15 protein-coding genes are annotated in these 17,202 nt (G+C 39.7%); 5 read left to right on the top strand and 10 right to left on the bottom strand.

The features are described from left to right. Positions 1-108: 108 nt before the first annotated feature. From edd to Q1A31_RS16920, 4 genes are all read right to left on the bottom strand, one after another. Positions 109-1,950 carry a phosphogluconate dehydratase gene (gene edd, locus Q1A31_RS16935; RefSeq protein WP_299879520.1) on the bottom strand — a complete coding sequence of 614 codons (1,842 nt, stop codon included), beginning with the start codon at positions 1,948-1,950 and terminating at the stop codon, positions 109-111. A gap of 74 nt (positions 1,951-2,024) precedes the next feature. Continuing rightward, positions 2,025-3,503 carry a glucose-6-phosphate dehydrogenase gene (gene zwf, locus Q1A31_RS16930; protein ID WP_299879518.1) on the bottom strand — a complete coding sequence of 493 codons (1,479 nt, stop codon included), beginning with the start codon at positions 3,501-3,503 and terminating at the stop codon, positions 2,025-2,027. Positions 3,504-4,048: 545 nt separating this feature from the next. Beyond that, complete coding sequence (locus Q1A31_RS16925; protein ID WP_299879516.1) at positions 4,049-5,638, bottom strand: rhodanese homology domain-containing protein; 1,590 nt, start codon at positions 5,636-5,638, stop codon at positions 4,049-4,051. Positions 5,639-5,650: 12 nt separating this feature from the next. Then, a complete protein-coding gene (locus tag Q1A31_RS16920) occupies positions 5,651-6,220 on the bottom strand; it encodes a hypothetical protein (RefSeq protein WP_299879514.1) in 570 nt (189 codons plus the stop codon). A 335-nt stretch (positions 6,221-6,555) separates the two neighbouring features. On the opposite strand from Q1A31_RS16920, the gene Q1A31_RS16915 reads away from it, so the two are divergent. From Q1A31_RS16915 to Q1A31_RS16895, 5 genes are all read left to right on the top strand, one after another. After that, positions 6,556-6,834, top strand: a complete 279-nt coding sequence (locus Q1A31_RS16915; RefSeq protein WP_299879512.1) for a peptidylprolyl isomerase — start codon at positions 6,556-6,558, stop codon at positions 6,832-6,834. A 536-nt stretch (positions 6,835-7,370) separates the two neighbouring features. Then, a complete protein-coding gene (locus Q1A31_RS16910) occupies positions 7,371-8,393 on the top strand; it encodes an amino acid ABC transporter substrate-binding protein (protein ID WP_299879510.1) in 1,023 nt (340 codons plus the stop codon). 305 nt (positions 8,394-8,698) lie between these two features. Next, positions 8,699-9,739 carry an amino acid ABC transporter permease gene (locus tag Q1A31_RS16905; RefSeq protein WP_299879508.1) on the top strand — a complete coding sequence of 347 codons (1,041 nt, stop codon included), beginning with the start codon at positions 8,699-8,701 and terminating at the stop codon, positions 9,737-9,739. Positions 9,740-9,744: 5 nt separating this feature from the next. Continuing rightward, on the top strand, positions 9,745-10,842 hold the full coding sequence (locus tag Q1A31_RS16900) for an amino acid ABC transporter permease (RefSeq protein WP_299879506.1): 1,098 nt from the start codon (positions 9,745-9,747) through the stop codon (positions 10,840-10,842). Between the two features lie 13 nt (positions 10,843-10,855). Next, complete coding sequence (locus Q1A31_RS16895; RefSeq protein WP_299879505.1) at positions 10,856-11,647, top strand: amino acid ABC transporter ATP-binding protein; 792 nt, start codon at positions 10,856-10,858, stop codon at positions 11,645-11,647. Positions 11,648-11,716: 69 nt separating this feature from the next. Here Q1A31_RS16895 and Q1A31_RS16890 read toward each other — a convergent pair whose 3' ends face one another. From Q1A31_RS16890 to Q1A31_RS16865, 6 genes are all read right to left on the bottom strand, one after another. Next, the gene (locus tag Q1A31_RS16890) at positions 11,717-12,727 is read right to left on the bottom strand and encodes a hypothetical protein (RefSeq protein ID WP_299879503.1); all 1,011 of its coding nucleotides are present in this window, start codon (positions 12,725-12,727) and stop codon (positions 11,717-11,719) included. A gap of 337 nt (positions 12,728-13,064) precedes the next feature. Next, entirely contained in the window at positions 13,065-13,322 is a 258-nt protein-coding gene (gene grxC, locus Q1A31_RS16885) for a glutaredoxin 3 (RefSeq protein WP_299879501.1), read from the bottom strand. 91 nt (positions 13,323-13,413) lie between these two features. Next, entirely contained in the window at positions 13,414-13,764 is a 351-nt protein-coding gene (locus Q1A31_RS16880) for a DUF3147 family protein (RefSeq protein WP_299879499.1), read from the bottom strand. Positions 13,765-13,936: 172 nt separating this feature from the next. Continuing rightward, entirely contained in the window at positions 13,937-14,155 is a 219-nt protein-coding gene (locus Q1A31_RS16875) for a GDCCVxC domain-containing (seleno)protein (RefSeq protein WP_299879496.1), read from the bottom strand. Between the two features lie 443 nt (positions 14,156-14,598). Then, on the bottom strand, positions 14,599-14,814 hold the full coding sequence (locus Q1A31_RS16870) for a hypothetical protein (protein ID WP_299879493.1): 216 nt from the start codon (positions 14,812-14,814) through the stop codon (positions 14,599-14,601). Between the two features lie 261 nt (positions 14,815-15,075). Further along, entirely contained in the window at positions 15,076-16,830 is a 1,755-nt protein-coding gene (locus Q1A31_RS16865; protein WP_299879490.1) for an acyltransferase, read from the bottom strand. Between the last annotated feature and the right edge of the window lie 372 nt (positions 16,831-17,202).

The raw sequence follows: 17,202 nt of genomic DNA, 5'->3' as shown, positions 1-17,202 counted from the left end.
TGTGACCTTACGCTATATTAATTTTTTACCTATTTTTAAACTACAGGTAAAAGGATTAGAGGATATGATTAAAAAGTGCCTAGCTCTGCATAAATTCTATTTACGTTTTTAAGCGCTCTCTTCGCCGGGCAAGTTGAAGATAGACGCACCCTCTTCCGCACCTGATACGTTACCACGCAATGTGGCAAACAATTCACGCCCCATGGCAAAGCGATTTCCACTTAAATCCGGATCGACTATTTTTCTTTTGGCTAATTCGGTTGGATCAACCAGTAATTCCACACTGGAATTCTCAACATCGAGTCGAATCATGTCGCCTTGCTCTATTTCTGCAATCACTCCACCTTCGCTTGCTTCTGGTGTCATGTGAATTGCAGATGCTACCTTGCCCGATGCACCTGACATACGTCCATCAGTAATAATCGCGATCTTAAATCCTTCATCCTGTAACGAACCGAGTGCAGGAAGTAATCCATGCAATTCTGGCATACCGTTAGACTTTGGGCCCTGGTATCGTACAACGGCAACAAAGTCTTTATTCAACTCACCATTTTGGTAAGCGTCTTGTAACGCCTCTTGCGAGTCAAATACCTCTGCCGGCGCTTCAATCAGCATGTGCTCGGGTTTTAATGCCGAGGTTTTGATAACACTACGACCGATATTACCCTGTAGAATACTTAATCCACCGTGATGGCTAAAGGGCTCTGCGACTGTGCTGACGATGTTTTTGTTTTCGTCTTTAAGCGTTTTCTTTTTCCACTTAAGTTCTTCTGTGCCCGCCTTGCCTTTTAATTTTGGCATGGTTGTATAAGCACTCAGCCCTTCACCCATAATGGTTTTCACTTCATTATGTAATAAGCCATTCTCTAGTAATTCATTCATTACTACTGGCATGCCACCCGCTCTGTGGAAGTGGTTTACGTCTGCGCTGCCATTAGGATAAAGCTTGGTAAGAAGTGGAATGACTTGTGCAAGATCATGGAAATCCTGCCAGTTAATCACAATGCCCGCAGCACGAGCCATAGCGATCAAATGCAAAGTATGATTACTCGAACCACCTGTTGCCAGCAATCCAATAACAGCATTCACAAAACTCTTCTCATCCAGCATTTTACCAATGCCCATTGAACCTGATTCGGTATCAATGAGGGATAATACTTGTGTAGATGCAGCTTTAGTCAGTTCAGTACGTAAAGGCGTATTAGTCTCAACAAATGATGACCCGGGAAGATGCAGTCCCATGATTTCCATCAACATTTGATTACTGTTCGCAGTACCATAAAAAGTACAGGTTCCGGGGCTATGGTATGAGCCAGATTCAGAGAGTAATAATGTTTTCTCGTCCACTTTACCCTGAGCAAAGTCTTGACGAACTTTTACTTTAACCTCATTACTGATTCCTGAAGGCATTGGACCACCGGGAACGAATACCGCAGGCAAATGACCAAAAGTCAAAGCACCAATCATTAGACCAGGAACAATTTTGTCACACACGCCTAAATATAATGCGCCATCGAACATATTATGCGACAGCGCAATGGCTGTTGCCTGTGCGATAACATCACGACTAAATAAACTGAGTTCCATGCCCGGTTGTGATTGCGTCACACCATCACACATCGCAGGAACACCGCCAGCAAACTGCCCTGTTGCACCCGCTTCATGTAATGCTTGTTTAATAATCTTGGGAAATGCTTCAAAAGGCTGATGCGCTGAAAGCATATCGTTATACGCTGACACAATCGCAATATTTGGCACTACATCCTCAGAAAGCAATGCTTTATCACCCGCTGAACAGGCAGCAAAACCATGTGCCAGATTACTACAGCCTAATGCAGATCTATGAACACCTCTTGAGTCTGCATCTGCGATGCGTCCCAAATAAACCTCTCGATAGGGCTTACTGCGTTCAATAATATTATTCGTAACTTTCTGGATAAGGGTATTCATTTTGTATACCTGATTAGTAGATATATAAGAAACTAGTTATTTGCTATTTGTTAATTACACTAAATGTAAAATTATTAGGAATCTTCGTGCCAGCTTCTGCCATCACGCTCGATTAATGCAACGGCCGAACTTGGGCCATCGGTGCCTGCAGAATATTTTTTCACAGTAATATTCTCTTCATGCCAGGTATCTAAAATATTGTCTGCCCACTCCCATGCCGCCTCCACTTCATCACGACGCATAAACAAGGTTGCATCATTCTTGATCACATCCAGTAATAAACGCTCATAAGCAGTTGGTGAACGAGGATCATCAGGAACCACATTAAGCTCAAGTTCTACCGGTCTAAGTCGCATACCCTGACTTAAACCAGGCACTTTATTCATTAACAACAAGCGGATACTTTCTTCTGGCTGTATATGAATAATCAGTTTATTTGGCTCGAGTGCTTTACCATCATTAGGGAAAATAGAATGTGGAACGTCTTTAAACTGAATCACAATTTCAGAAAAACGACCTGACATACGTTTACCTGTACGCAAGTAGAATGGCACGCCATTCCATGTCCAGTTTTCTATCTCGGCTTTAACGGCAACAAAGGTTTCGGTATCACTTTCACGTACTTTATCGTCATCTTCCAAATAGCCAGGCACAGACTTATTACAGCTAACACCTTCCTTATATTGACCTCTGACGGTTTTTTCTGCGACTTCACGACTGCTCAGTTTACGTAAAGACTTTAGTACTTTTACTTTTTCATTACGGACACTATCACTATCACTTTCAAGGCTTCTCGGAGGTTCCATCGCAATAAGACAAAGTAACTGCATAAGATGGTTTTGCACCATATCGCGCATCGCGCCATATTTATCGTAATAGCCCCAGCGACCTTCTACACCGACAGTTTCCGCGACAGTGATTTGTACGTGATCGATACTTTTGTTATTCCATAATGGCAAAAATAAAGTATTTGAAAAACGTAAGGCCAGAAGATTTTGAACCGTATCTTTACCCAGATAATGATCGATACGAAAAATGCTGCTTTCAAGAAAAACAGCAGAGACTGTGTCATCAATTTCTTTGAAAGAATTCAGGTTATGTCCAATAGGTTTCTCTAATACCACACGACTTTTTGACGTTATCAAACCGTTAGCATTCAGAGCAGTACAAATATCTCCAAATAAAGAAGAGGGTGTAGATAAATAATTGATTCTTTCTCGATCAGGAAATTCATTTAATGCGTTAGCTAAGGGTTGATAATTAGCTGCATCACTAATATCCATTTTTGTTACGAAAAGCTGTGACGCGAATACCGACCAGGTCTCATCAGAATAAATATTATCTGGGTGAAATTCACGGAATTTATCGAGCACTAACTGACGATGCTCCTCTTCAGTTTCATCAGAGCGTACCGTTGAGAAAATTCGGCTTCTAGGATCTAAATGATTCTGCCAAAACAAATAATACAGCGCTGGCATTATCTTACGTAATGCGAGATCTCCATGTCCACCAAAGATAACAATATCAACAAGTGGTAACTCTTTTAAAGCCATCCCAACAACACCTTTCCTTATCAAAAAAACATTTAAAATGTGTAACTTATGTCAACGATAGTACAGATTTGAATAAAACACTAATACATCTAAATGCGTTAAAAATACTAACCGATAAGGTTAGTTTTTCTATCTCAACAGAAAAACAAATAGTTAAAAAGTAGGAATTTTGGAGTTTAAAACAAGAGACTCAGAAGCAGGTTATACTTATCTATTTGATATTTATAAAAATAATTAGAGTTAATGACAACTTTATTTTTTCTGATGTGCTCCAAGCCGAGAATTCACAAAAATAATCCGTCTGGAAATTTCATATTTAGAGCAATATTTATAAAATAAATCAGTAAATTTAGTATTAGATTAAAGCATTACAGAATATGAATAGTTTATGATTACCACACAGAAATCATTCTTATTCTCTAAGCTAATCAATTTCTAAAAAAGTGCCCAAAAGGTGGGGGGTGACCTTAAACACTATGCCTGTAAACAATAACCTTAAAACCATGCTTATCAATAGCTTAAATCGATCAATCAGAGAGGAAACCCTAAGCAGATACCTTTAGTGGTTTAAAATGATGCGTACCATCTTTAGCTAATTGATCCACTAAACCGTATTCCCAATCCAAATAAGCCTGCATCACATCATCGGTGATTGCGGTTCCTTCATAAGGCCTTTTATAACGATCTATTGGTGTTGAAAGCAAATGTGTTTCGCCTTCTTCCAAATCATACCCTGCTTTTGCCCAGGCTTGCGTACCGCCAGACAATACAAAAACATCGGCACTAGTTAGACCTTGAATATTCGCCACAGCATAGGCAGCTAATTCACCATCATCACTGGTAAGGACTAATTTTGATGTGCTTGGTAACGCGACGCTCTGTTGTTCTAACTGCGATCGAATTAAATAGTTAGCGCCAGGAATATGCCCTTTTACATAAGTAACATATTTGGCGAAATCCAGAATAGTGACATCGCTGTTATCCTGAATCCAACTGTTTAATGTTTCAGCTGATAGTGTTTCAGCTTGAGGTTTTTCTGGCAGGCGAGTTTGCCATTTTCCTGTTACCGAGAAGTCTGCTGCTTGCAAACCATCCAGCACATACACATCCCACGCCATTTGTACCAACCACGATGCGGACATATTGGCACGCGCACCATCGTCATCGGCTAGCACAATTCTCGCACCTCTAACTGGTGCATACATTTCTAGCTCTTGCACTAATTGTCCACCGGGGATGGGATTGAAACCAGATAGATGACCCTTTTCGTACTCATCAAAACTGCGTACATCGAAGAAATAGGTGGTGCGATCTACTTGCTCAGACCAACTTTTCAGATCGTCTTTCGTCGCGCGTCTAACACCCGCTCTATCCGCCACACCTCTTGCTCTTTCACTGGCGATTTGCCGGGTTTCATCACCTGTTTGACTGTAGGTTCGGGATTGCCCTGTTACCAACTCTTGCTTTGCCAAGGTCCAACCAATCGTGCCATTACGTAAGGCATAAACAGGGTTTGGTAATCCTGAATTTACCAGTGATTGAGCACCTACCAGACTTCTGGTGCGGCCCGCACAATTGACGATGACGGTGGTTTCTGGATTCGTTGCGATATCAGGTACCCGCAACACTAATTCTGCTCCGGGAACGCTAATGCCACTGGGGATACACATAGTGTTATATTCATCAAAACGGCGTACATCGACAACAACCATATCCGCATTGTTATCCATCATCTTTTTCACATCTTCCGCGGGCATTGATGGCGTATCGCAAGTAGCTTCCAACAATTCTCCGAAGGATTTACTGGGTACATTTACATCGATAAATAACTCACCACCTGCAGTTGACCAGGCTTCAATCCCGCCTTCAAAAACGGACACATTGGTATAACCCAGCTCTATAAATCGTGTTGCCGATGCTTCTGCAAGCCCTTCTCCAGAATCAATAGTCACGATGGGTACGTCAAATCGCGGCAGTTTGGTATACGCATTCAATTCGATCGAAGAAAAAGGGAAATTTGCCGCGAATAAGGGATGGCCTTCGGCATGCGGGGCTTCTTCTCTAACATCCAGCAAGCAGATTTCTTCTCGATTTAATAAACACTGTCTGACGTAATCGTAATCTTTGTAATTCATCTTTTTATCTGCTTAAGCCGGTGTCGTGTAACCAGAAATAAAATCGTTTTTCGGACTGCCATCAGTAGGGAAAACATGCCTTTCGATTTTGCCAATATCACCACCATAAATATGTATGCTGATAGATACCTGATCGTCATAGACATTGCTCACACGATGCACATCGCCAATCGTTGGCGAAACAAAACCAATATCACCGGGAGACAAAGTCACTTCATCACCTTTCGCTATTAGTGAATTATCACTCCCTGCTTCATAGTGTTGCTCACGCTCTTTCCCACGAAGCATGCCAATCACACCCCAAACCGTATGATTATGCACCGGTGTTTGCTGACCGGGTCCCCAGACAAAACTCACCACAGAAAATCGTTCTTGCGGATCAACATGAAGTAAAAACTGCTGATAATACTCAGGATGAGGCACTGCATATTTAGGGTCTAGCCAATCATCTTCTTTCACCAATTCCTTCAGTAACTCACCAACCTCAGGATGAAATTCAGCCTCGACTTGATTCTGATCCAGTAAATCTGAAACCCCGTCTACAAAGGTTTGTAGCTTAGGTGCAATGCTTTGACTGTTCATTGGTGACTCCTCTCTGGTGTAATCTGCTTATCATATTATAGTTAAAAGTATACTTCTCTATTTGTAGTTTTTTTATGAGATCTTTACACGAGATCATGGCGATAGAAAAATGGGCGTAATTTTTCAGGTTTTTCATAAAAATAAGGTGAATAGCATGGCTATTGACCGTATTTTTAGGAGAAATCTGGGAGATTTAAGTCATTTTTATCCGTCATATCTTTCGTGTAAAGATCCCATATATAAGCATAAGCCATGATTAACACGCTTTAAGATTTACCAAATAATGCCTGATTTAAAGTAAACTCAGTTTCTATCAAACAGCAACGAGTTCCACCATGGCAAAGGCATGCGCAAGACATATTTTAGTGAAGACCAAAGAAGAAGCTGAGTCGCTTAAAAAGCAACTCGCCAGTGGTAAAGATTTTGGAATGCTGGCGAAGAAACATTCAATTTGTAACTCTGCGAAAAAAGGCGGAGACCTAGGAGAATTCAGTCCCGGAAAAATGGTGAAAGCATTTGATAATGTGGTATTCAAAAAGCCTGTCCTTAAAGTACACGGCCCTGTTAAAACCAAGTTTGGCTATCACCTAATCGAAACGATATATCGCAGTTAAATGACCACTCAAATGACATAACAACAAAAAAGTCCTTATAAGTAGGGGGGTGGATTTTATAGTCTTAAGCCCCCAAACGTGTTATTTCCAATCACTCGCCCAATACTTTTCTAAGGATTTTAAAAGCTTCTTCGTTTACATGGTTCTTGCATGCCATTGCATAGGATTTGTGCATTAGTTTTTGCTTTCTTTATTTTTAGTAAATAAACGATAAATACATCTTCAGAATGGGCCACGCCAGCATCTGGAAAACAACGTCACTCCCCTACTTAAATAACAACTCGTTTTTGTTTTATAAAAACGACATTGGAATTTATGCAGAGCTAGGCATTTTTATCCAGCACTTATCTAATAGTCAAACAGTCGTAGAGAGCCGCAAGTGTAAACATTGATTTAGTTTTGCGTATTTTAACTATTAATCGTACTTCATTTGCTTTATCAAATTTATTTACTAGTATATTAGTGTCTTAGACCACTATTTAGCTAAATGCTACTTAGGTCTGAAAGCAATTTTTGCAAAAACAAAGGAAAATCAGATGAAAGAACTATTTCAGTTTACAAAAGTTTCAGCCCTCATTTTAGGGTTAGCAATGATCACGACTACCGCCAGTGCAAGTACATTGGAAGATGTAAAAAAGAAAGGTGTTTTAAGCTGTGGTGTTAGTGAAGGTGTTCCGGGCTTTTCTAATCCTGATTCTTCCGGTAAGTGGGTTGGTTTAGATGTCGATATGTGTCGTGCTGTTGCCGCGGCAGTGCTTGGTGATCCGACTAAGATAAAGTTTGTACCATTAGCATCAAAGCAGAAAATAATAGCCGTAACCAGCGGACAGGTTGATTTAACCTCGCGTACAACTACCTGGACGATGAAACGAGACACCAAAGAAGGGGCCGATTTTACTGCGGTTGTTTACTATGATGGTCAAGGTTTTATGGTACGTAAAGAAGACGGCATCAAAAGTGCCAAAGAAATGAGTGGAGCAAGTGTTTGTGTAACCACAGGTACAACTACCGAACTAAACATTGCCGATTACTCAAGAGCCAATAATTTGAAATTAGAAGCCGTTGTTTTTGACGGTAAAAAAGAAGCCCTCAATGCTTACGCTTCAGGTCGCTGTGATGTATTTACAACCGATACAAGCCAATTAGCCTCTTTAAGAACGACGTTAAAAGACCCTGAAAATCATCTCATTCTTCCAGAAATCATCTCAAAAGAACCACTATCACCATTAGTTCGTCATGGAGATAATCAATGGAAAGATATTATCACCTGGGTTATTTTCGGCTTAATTAACGCTGAAGAAAAAGGTGTTACGGCGGCGAATGCAGCAGAGATGAAAGCCAAATCTACAGACCCTACAGTGCAACGTATGCTAGGTAAAACAGGAGACCTAGGTACTTTTATTGGTCTGGATAACGACTGGCTACTTCGCGCAATCACAAGTGTGGGTAATTACGGCGAAATATATGAGCGCAACTTAACCAAAACCTTAGGTCTTGAGCGCGGCGTTAATCAGCTCTGGAGTAAAGGCGGAATTCTTTACGCTTCACCTTTAAGATAAATATTCCCATTCAAAACCATCTGCGTAACTACTCTAAGTACCTACGCAGATGGTTTTGAATGGATCATTGTTTATTAAGATAAACTTGTGGAAGTTATAGGTGCGTCTAGATAATTTAAAAATAATTAAAGTGAATCAGAACATCCTTCATTTCCCACACTTAGGTAGTTTGCTTGAAAACCCTCGTCAGTCAGATTAAACAAAGCTTTAACAATATCAGTGTCAGCGGCCTAGTCGGTCAAATGTTTGTGCTTGGACTGATTTTTTATGGTTCGTATTTCCTGTTATTAACAACCCAGGAGAATTTGACGGCACGCGGAATTGATTCTGGTTTTAAGTTTTTAAATAGCGAAGCTGGTCTGCCAATCAGTGATAGCCTCATCGAATACAGCCCTGCCAAAAGCTACGGCACTGCTTTTTTAGTCGGTATTTTAAATACCTTATTTGTATCATTTATTGCGATTATATTTGCGACCATTTTAGGCGTAATCGTAGGTGTCGGTCGTACTTCTAAAAACTGGGTAATCTCCAAGGTATCCGCATTTTTTGTTGAAACCTTACGAAATATTCCGCTATTACTCACTCTGCTATTTATTTATACAGTGGCTCTTGGCACTTTGCCACGCGCAAAAACACCCTTCAACCCGATTGAAGGTGTCTTTCTAAGCCGGCGAGGCTTGTACCTTCCAGATCCGATTGCGCATGATGGCTTTGGGCTTGTGGTGGCGGCATTTTTTGCAGCCATTGCTATTGCTTACTTTTTCACAAAGTGGGCGAAAAAATTACAGATTCGCACCGGTCGGGCGTTACCGAAAACGCTGATTTCACTGTTAGTGATTATAGTATTGCCGTTATTGGTATTTTTCATCCTGGGTAAACCGATGAGTTTGGAATACGCCGAATTGAAAGGTTTCAATTTTGTTGGCGGCATTGTCTTAAAACCTGAATTTTCCGCCTTACTCTTAGGCTTAATACTTTATACCGCTGCCTATATTGGAGAAAACGTACGCAGTGGATTGCAGTCCGTTCCTGCAGGTCAAATCGAGGCAGCGAGGGCATTACGCGTACCTAAAAGCGTGATTATTCGTAAAGTATTATTACCTCAGGCTCTGCGTGTGACTATTCCGGCAACCACTAATGATTATACGAGCTTGGTGAAAAACAGTTCGCTGGCGGTGGCTATTGGTTATCCCGATATGGTCTCAATAGGCGGCACGATTATTGGTCAAAATGGCCAAGCGATAGAAATCATTGCAATGTGGATGGCCGTTTATATGACCATCAATCTCATCATCTCCGCTCTCATGAACTGGCTAAACAGCCGCGTTCAAATAGTTGAAAGGTAAGACAGATGACTAATCCAACTATTTTTGTTCCCAAGCCCGATCGTGAGGCACCTGCCCAAGCAAAAGGTTTTCTGCACTGGCTTAAACACCATGTCTTTAACGGCTGGTTTAACTCTGCATTAGCGTTGAGCCTGATCGCGATAATAGCATTAACCGTTCCGCAAGTTATCCAATGGGCGTTTATAAAAGCCACCTGGGTGGGTGATGCTGCAAACTGCAAAACCAGTCCCGATGGCGCTTGCTGGTCATTTATCGCGGCCAAATTTCGTGTGTTAATGGTTGGCGTTTACCCCGCAGCAGAAAGTTGGCGTGGAATTGTTGGTGCATTGGTATTGGCTATTTTGATCATCACGACCATTACCAATCACTTGAAAGGAAAAGTCTTGATAGTAGCGTGGTTGCTGCTACCTGTTTTTGGTTACTGGATTATTGGTGGTGGCTTTGGCTTAAACGAAGTCGATCAGTCATCGTGGGGCGGATTGATGCTGAGCGTATTGCTGGCACTCGTCGGTATTATCGTCTCAATTCCATTGGGCATCGTATTAGCCTTAGGGCGCTTTTCAGGATCACCCATTACTAAATCACTGTGCATCGGCTTCATCGAAACGGTCCGTGGTGTGCCTCTTATTACGATATTGTTTATGTCATCAGTGATGATGCCATTGTTTTTACCGCCCGGTTTCATTATCGATAATATGTTGCGCATTCAAACCGGAATGATTTTCTTCTCTGCCGCTTATGTCGCAGAAGTCGTCCGTGGTGGACTGCAAGCACTGCCTAAAGGGCAATTTGAAGCCGCATCTTCATTGGGAATTAGCTACCCTAAAACACTTTATTTGATTGTATTGCCACAAGCGCTGCGTCACGTGTTACCGCCGCTGATAGGGCGTTGTATCTCCATGTTTAAAAACACGTCACTGGTTATCATTGTGGGGCTACTGGATTTCTTGGGTATGATTAAATCAGCCTCTCTGGATTCTGAATGGCTAGGTTTTGAAACCGAAGCCTATGTATTTGGCGCCGTGGTTTATTTTTCAATCTGCTATTCCCTAAGCCGTTATGGCGCTCATTTAGAAAAATCTGACCCTGTTTTACAAAAATAATTAAGAGCCTGAAATGACAGAAAATACACGAGACAGCGATACCATAGACAACGACGCCATAAACAACAATGAGATAACCATCGAATTCAAAAATGTGAATAAATGGTATGGCGATTTTCATGCACTTAAAGACATCAACCTGAAAGTTCATAAAGGGGAACGCATCGTTATTTGCGGTCCTTCGGGCTCCGGAAAATCCACTCTGATTCGCTGCATCAATCACCTGGAAGAAATACAAGAAGGTCAAATTTTCATTGATCAGCAAGAACTGGCAGGTAGCGAAAAACAAATCGATAATGTCTGTCGTGAAGTGGGTATGGTTTTTCAGCAGTTCAATCTGTTTCCTCACATGACGATTCTTGAAAACCTCTGCTTAGCGCCAGTTTGGGCGAATAAACTGCCGCAAATAGAAGCAGAAAAAATAGCCTTAAAACATCTACACCGTGTCGGAATCGGGGATCAGGCAGATAAATACCCGGGACAACTCTCAGGTGGGCAACAACAGCGTGTCGCGATTGCCCGCGCACTGTGTATGAGTCCAAAAATTCTACTCTTCGATGAACCAACCTCCGCCCTCGATCCAGAGATGATCAAAGAAGTGTTAGATGTCATGGTCGAACTGGCAGAAAGCGGTATAACCATGATTTGTGTCACCCACGAAATGGGATTCGCACAATCTGTCGCCGACCGAGTGATCTTTATGGATGTCGGCGAAATAATCGAAGAAAAAGCCCCATACGAATTTTTTAACAATCCAGAAATGGATAGAACCCAAAAATTCCTGGAGCAGATTCTTTCGAATTAAATTTATAGTCACCCCCCTACTTTTAGGTGGTTTTTTTAAATAATCACTGACTCTATGTTAATTAGTTAGTTATTTCTTAATACATTTTCTTTTATAGTCGGACATTGCAAATTTATAAACACCATACGTTTTTTGCTTTGGATTAATTCTTTCTTTCATCTCATCCAGAAAATCACACCTAGAATCTAAGCGTTTCACAAAGGCATGAAACACTCTTACTTCTGTTTCGCTACTAAGTTTTTCAAGAATTATTTTAGGTGTGACAGGATTTTTTACAAGGTTTTGAGCAATACCACTGTTTTTATGTTTCTGCTTATAAATATCCTCCAATATAACTATCGGAGTATTCGGATTAGATGCCAAATCGTTAAAAAAGTAATCCGGATACGAGTGGCTTGTAAAAACTCTCTCGAGTGTTTCAGCAGATGTATTCTGGTTTCTAACTACCGTTAAAACCACACCCAAATCATTTGATTTACTTAATTCATCTAACAACTCTATTGATGCATATTTGCTTTTTGCAATAGGAATCAACTGTGTTCTATCTGTTGTATTTGCAAGGCTCTCAAGAATACCTAATTCCTTGCCTGGGTTTTCTTTCAGCTCTACCTTTAATTTCAAGGTATTATCTTCAAGAGCTAGTGTTTGTTTTTTTGAGTTTTCGGCAAATTCCTTGTTCTGCTTTATTTCTTTAAACCAGTATTGTGTCTGGTAGTAATAAGGTATCAAAACCAAAATACCAAAAATTATCATTAACAGAAGAGCCACTTTCCCCGTCTCATTATTCTTCTTTTTCAGATTATAAAAATAATGACTAATACCTAAGCCACAAGCAAGAATTGCAGGAATAAGTGAAATTACAGGTAATGTTAAATAACCTAATGATGCTGTTGAGCTTCTATCAGTTCCTATACCACTAAAACCAAGAAAAAAGGAAAGAGCATAAGCTATAAAGAAATAAATCAGACCTCGCTTAATCCAAAGTTTTTTTGTGACCAAAATAATAATCAAGCCACTTAATAGAAATAAGGCTGGAACTCCCCAGAAGGGAAAGAGTATCTGTAAAGTTTCCATATTCATTATTTAAATTATTCCTATTTTAGCGGTTTCCTGATTTAAACACCGATGAGAAAAATGCCCTAAAGTGGGGAGGTGGCTTTATTAGGCTTACCAAAAGCCAAGAATGACAAGTCAAATAATTATTCGGCTAAAGCCTCACCCTATCGGGTCAGCAAAGCTGTTGTCTCGTAAACTCGGCTGAGTTATTCGTTTAAAAAACAAAACGATAAGCTCACTAAAGTCCATCGTAGATTCCACAAGGAATCGTCGATGTTCAAGCTGGAATAGATGTTATTACGATTGCTAAGTCACCCCCCTACTTTTGGGCGTTTTTTGAAAGTAACGCTTAAAATAGTTATTAGCTAGCGAGTAACTCATCCAGCTTACCACTGCTATCCAATGCTTTTAGATCAGTGAAGTTACCAATGTGCTGATCATTGATGAATATTTGCGGCACAGACTTCTGCCCGCAGCGCTCGATCATCGCATCTTTGTCGAGTGGCATCAGATCTAGCAGGTACTCCTCATAGTCAACACCCTTCGCTTTAAGAAACTCCTTGGCATCCACGCAGTGTCTGCAAAAACTGGTACCGTATATTTCAACCTTGGCTGTCATAATTTGGGTTATCCATCCTAAAAAATATCTTCAAATCTGTTAATAAAAAATGTAATCAAAAACACCTGACCCGTGATTTATTATCCCGCATCTATAACTCAACCCCGAAGTAATTTAAAACTGTCAGCATAAGCCAATATGCGCCGACAGTAATTGCAATAGCGATGCTAATGCTCACGTAAAAATTCAAACCTTGTTTTAATAGAAGTGGCAATGCGATAAACAAAGTAAGAGAAGGTAATACAAGCCAAAAGACACTCGTTGATAGAGCGCTTACCTTCTCAACATCTTTAGTGTCTACGTATAGCCACAACATCGCTAACACCGAAACCAGTGGTATAGATGCCAATAGCGCACCAGCAAAAGAACTTCGCTTAGCAATCTCGGAGATAGCTACAATCAGAACGGTTGTTATTACTATTTTAGTTATGTAATAGATCAATTAACACCTCCTTTTTTCATTCTATGAATGGCCTAGAATGTAGCCTAGATAAGCGATAGCGTCATCTGGGTTTCGAGAATTTGCCACCAGTGGTAGAGGACTTGATTATGTGCCTGTCATCATGCGTTAGATGGCGCAAGCTTATCTAACCTAAGTATGTGAGTTACTGCGTTTATGTTGAACAGCAGTTTGTCCCTTCCTGTATTGGTGGGCAGGCAACAGTCCCATAAGAACAAAAAACACAGCAGTCACCCTTTAACGGCTTAAGCAGGGTTTTACATTCTGTGCACTCGTAATACCATTGGCATGCATCCGTTGGCATAGTTTCCGTTTCTCTATGCTCACAGACTGGGCACGTAATAGTAGATTTTAAAAGTATCTCTTTAACCATTAATTACTCCTTACTTTGGCATAGTAACGTACCAAAGTTCGTTTAAGGAAAAATGTTAAATTTACCTACCGGAAAAAGTGGCTTTTCAAGGCTCACCAAGAGACTGAAAAGTCCATCGTAGATTCCGAAAGGAATCGTCGATGTAGAATGATCAAACTGGGATAGATGTTATTACAATGACTTAAGTCACCCCCCTACTTTTGGGCACTTTTTATCCACTTCGACTATTCATCTTAGTCATGGATGTGTATTGCCTGGAATGTAGCCTAGATAAGCGATAGCGTCATCTGGGTTTCGAGAATTTACTACCAATGGCAGAGGAATTGATTATGTGCCAGTCATCATGCGTTAGATGGCGCAAGCTTATCTAACCTACGTATGCGGGTTACCGCGTTTGTTTGATTCTGGTTTGTTTAATAGATTTACATAATAGGCCGTTTTAATTATGCCAGATTTGGCGGCTTTCGTGATTTGTTTTTATTAGAAGAAAAAATGCCTGTAAGTGTGTGGGGGGGGGCTTTTATAGGTTCACCAAGAACTAGAAATGACTTCTGGGGACTGGTAAAATCAGGATTAGGTATAATGCCAGAAGGATTAGTCAAAATAGAACCAGCGTTGGTACAGGCTCTGCCAACACTCAAACCGATAGAATTTCCCATCTGGCTAACAGCCCATCGAGAGCTCAATACAAGTAGAAGAATCAGAATGATTTTTGATTTATTGGCTACTGAGCTTGCTTAATAGAGTAAATGATACCCCCTACTTACCATGAGTTTAAGACTAGTTCGTCTGCAAGACGATTCTAGACTTTAGCGTGTATTTAGGTGGTATTTTTAATATTTAACGCCTCACATGATCGTCAAAAAAAGTAGAATGAGTGGCGCTTTTTTCTATCCGTTGGCATGTGATTGCTATATGCCTTATTCGTTATTTTTAACGTCATTAAACAACAATGCTAACTTATCTTCAAATAGATGAGCAAAATATGTTGCGCCCGCTTTTGTAAAATGCCGACAATCCTGGCTAATGAACATATTTTCTGGAGTGAAAACAGGAACGGTGTTATTTCCATCAATTATTTCTGCGATATAATCAATATATTTACTTCCCCACTCAAGTTTTAGTTTTTCATTTTTTTCCAAGTAGCCCTCTTCCATCAAGGTTCTTTGCCTAAATTTATTAGGACCTGAGTAATTATAAAAATACCCATTATTTAATCCAAAGTTTTTAGGACCAACCATGAAAGTTTTTAGCCTGCTTAGGCGGAATTTTGCTACTTTTTTTTGATTATTAGTGGAGTAGAAAATAATATCTGCCTGAACAGATCTGGATTGAAGTTCAGGGTGCTTACGCGGCTTAAAAATATATGATAGTTCTATTAAATACTTATATTTTGATTCAAGCAAAACATTAGCCCAATCTCTGCCAAAGCTATTCCCTAACACAAGAACTTTTATTTTATTTGAGTTGCTGCTGAATGGTCTGTCATAATCATAAATACGAGCGTTGTATTTTGCATGAATACCCCGAATAGCGTTCGATCTACTTATACCTAGCTCTGGCACATCTCTTATAACACCTCCCTTCCAATAAATGTAAAGGGAAGGTATTGTGCTAACAGTAAATAACAAACCTAAAACTGATAAAAGCGCACCCGTACTAACCTTATTTTTGTTTCGAAATGGTCGTTCAATTGCATAGTAGCTTAACGCAGAAAGAATAATTATAAGAAAAAGCATTAAGGTCTGATGAATTGGTTCTGGCTTTGGCAACACAAAGTACTTTTCATATGACAAAACAATTTGATGCCACATGTATAAGCTAAAACTTATTAATCCAAATGCTATAGATAGTTTGTTTTGCAACAAAAAAGAGGCTATCTTATTTTTATCATTGGCCGTTATGATTATCCCTAAAGTTAGTATTATTGTAATAAGAAGCGCGCTTTGACTCGGCAGGAATATTGGGTCTATGCACAAGATCATAATCAAAGCACCCACATAAATTGCAGCATACTTATGAACAACAACCTTTTCTTTAAAATATATTGCTGCAATACCACCTAAAGCTAATTCAAAGAATCGAAAAGGAAGATAATAAAATTTCTCATGATTTTTGAATGGTAAGAAGTACAATACAAGCGATGTTATCGCAAGTATCGATAACGTTGGAAGTAACCATTTTCCTTGGTTTTTCCCAATCATTAATAATAGCAATGGGTATATTAAATAATATTGCTCTTCTACACCTAGGCTCCAAGTGTGCATTAATGGTTTGTATTCATTGACAACATCCCAGTAATTTTTTGTAGTTATGGCTTGTAGTATATTATTTCCAAATAGGTTTGTGGCTATGACTGATTGAGCCAAATTTTCAAGGTCGTCTGGCAACATGACAGCTATGCCAATTAATAAAGAAACAAGAGTCAAAAATAGCGTTAAAGGAAGTATTCGTCTCATACGTCGAATATAGAAATTGCAAACTGAAAACCGCTTATTATTCAGCTCTCTAACAATTATTCCAGTTATTAAATATCCACTTATCACAAAGAAAACATCAACACCCAAGTATCCATTAGGAAGAATACCGAAATGAAAAGCTATTACAGCAAAAACAGCAATTGCTCTTAGGCCATCAATATCTGTCCTGTAGGTTTTAGTATCTACTAAATTCAAAAATATGATTATCCTTGTGACACATAGCAGTCTATTAATAAGGACTCTGTCCCTCTTAATAATATTATTGGGATTCCCGATAACTCATTTTACATGTTTACCAAATCCCTTCTAAGCATCTAATAACTATTATTAAACTACGATTTATCAGAACTTTTGTTTAAACAACCAGAAATTCAGCACCTGTTTCTTGTTAGATTATTGTTGGATGAATATATTAATCAAATAAGTCGTTTTTATTATGCCAGATTTATAAGCTTCCATGATTAATTTTGTTTAAATTAAAAGTGCCTATAAGGTGATGAGATGGTCTCCTCCTCTTTAATGCGGCATCAAAGTGCCATAATTGGAGATGTAAATCATTCAATTAAC

The organism is uncultured Cocleimonas sp., assembly GCF_947495625.1.
Taxonomy (GTDB): Bacteria; Pseudomonadota; Gammaproteobacteria; order Thiotrichales; family Thiotrichaceae; genus Cocleimonas.
This window is presented reverse-complemented; position numbering and strand designations above follow the sequence as displayed.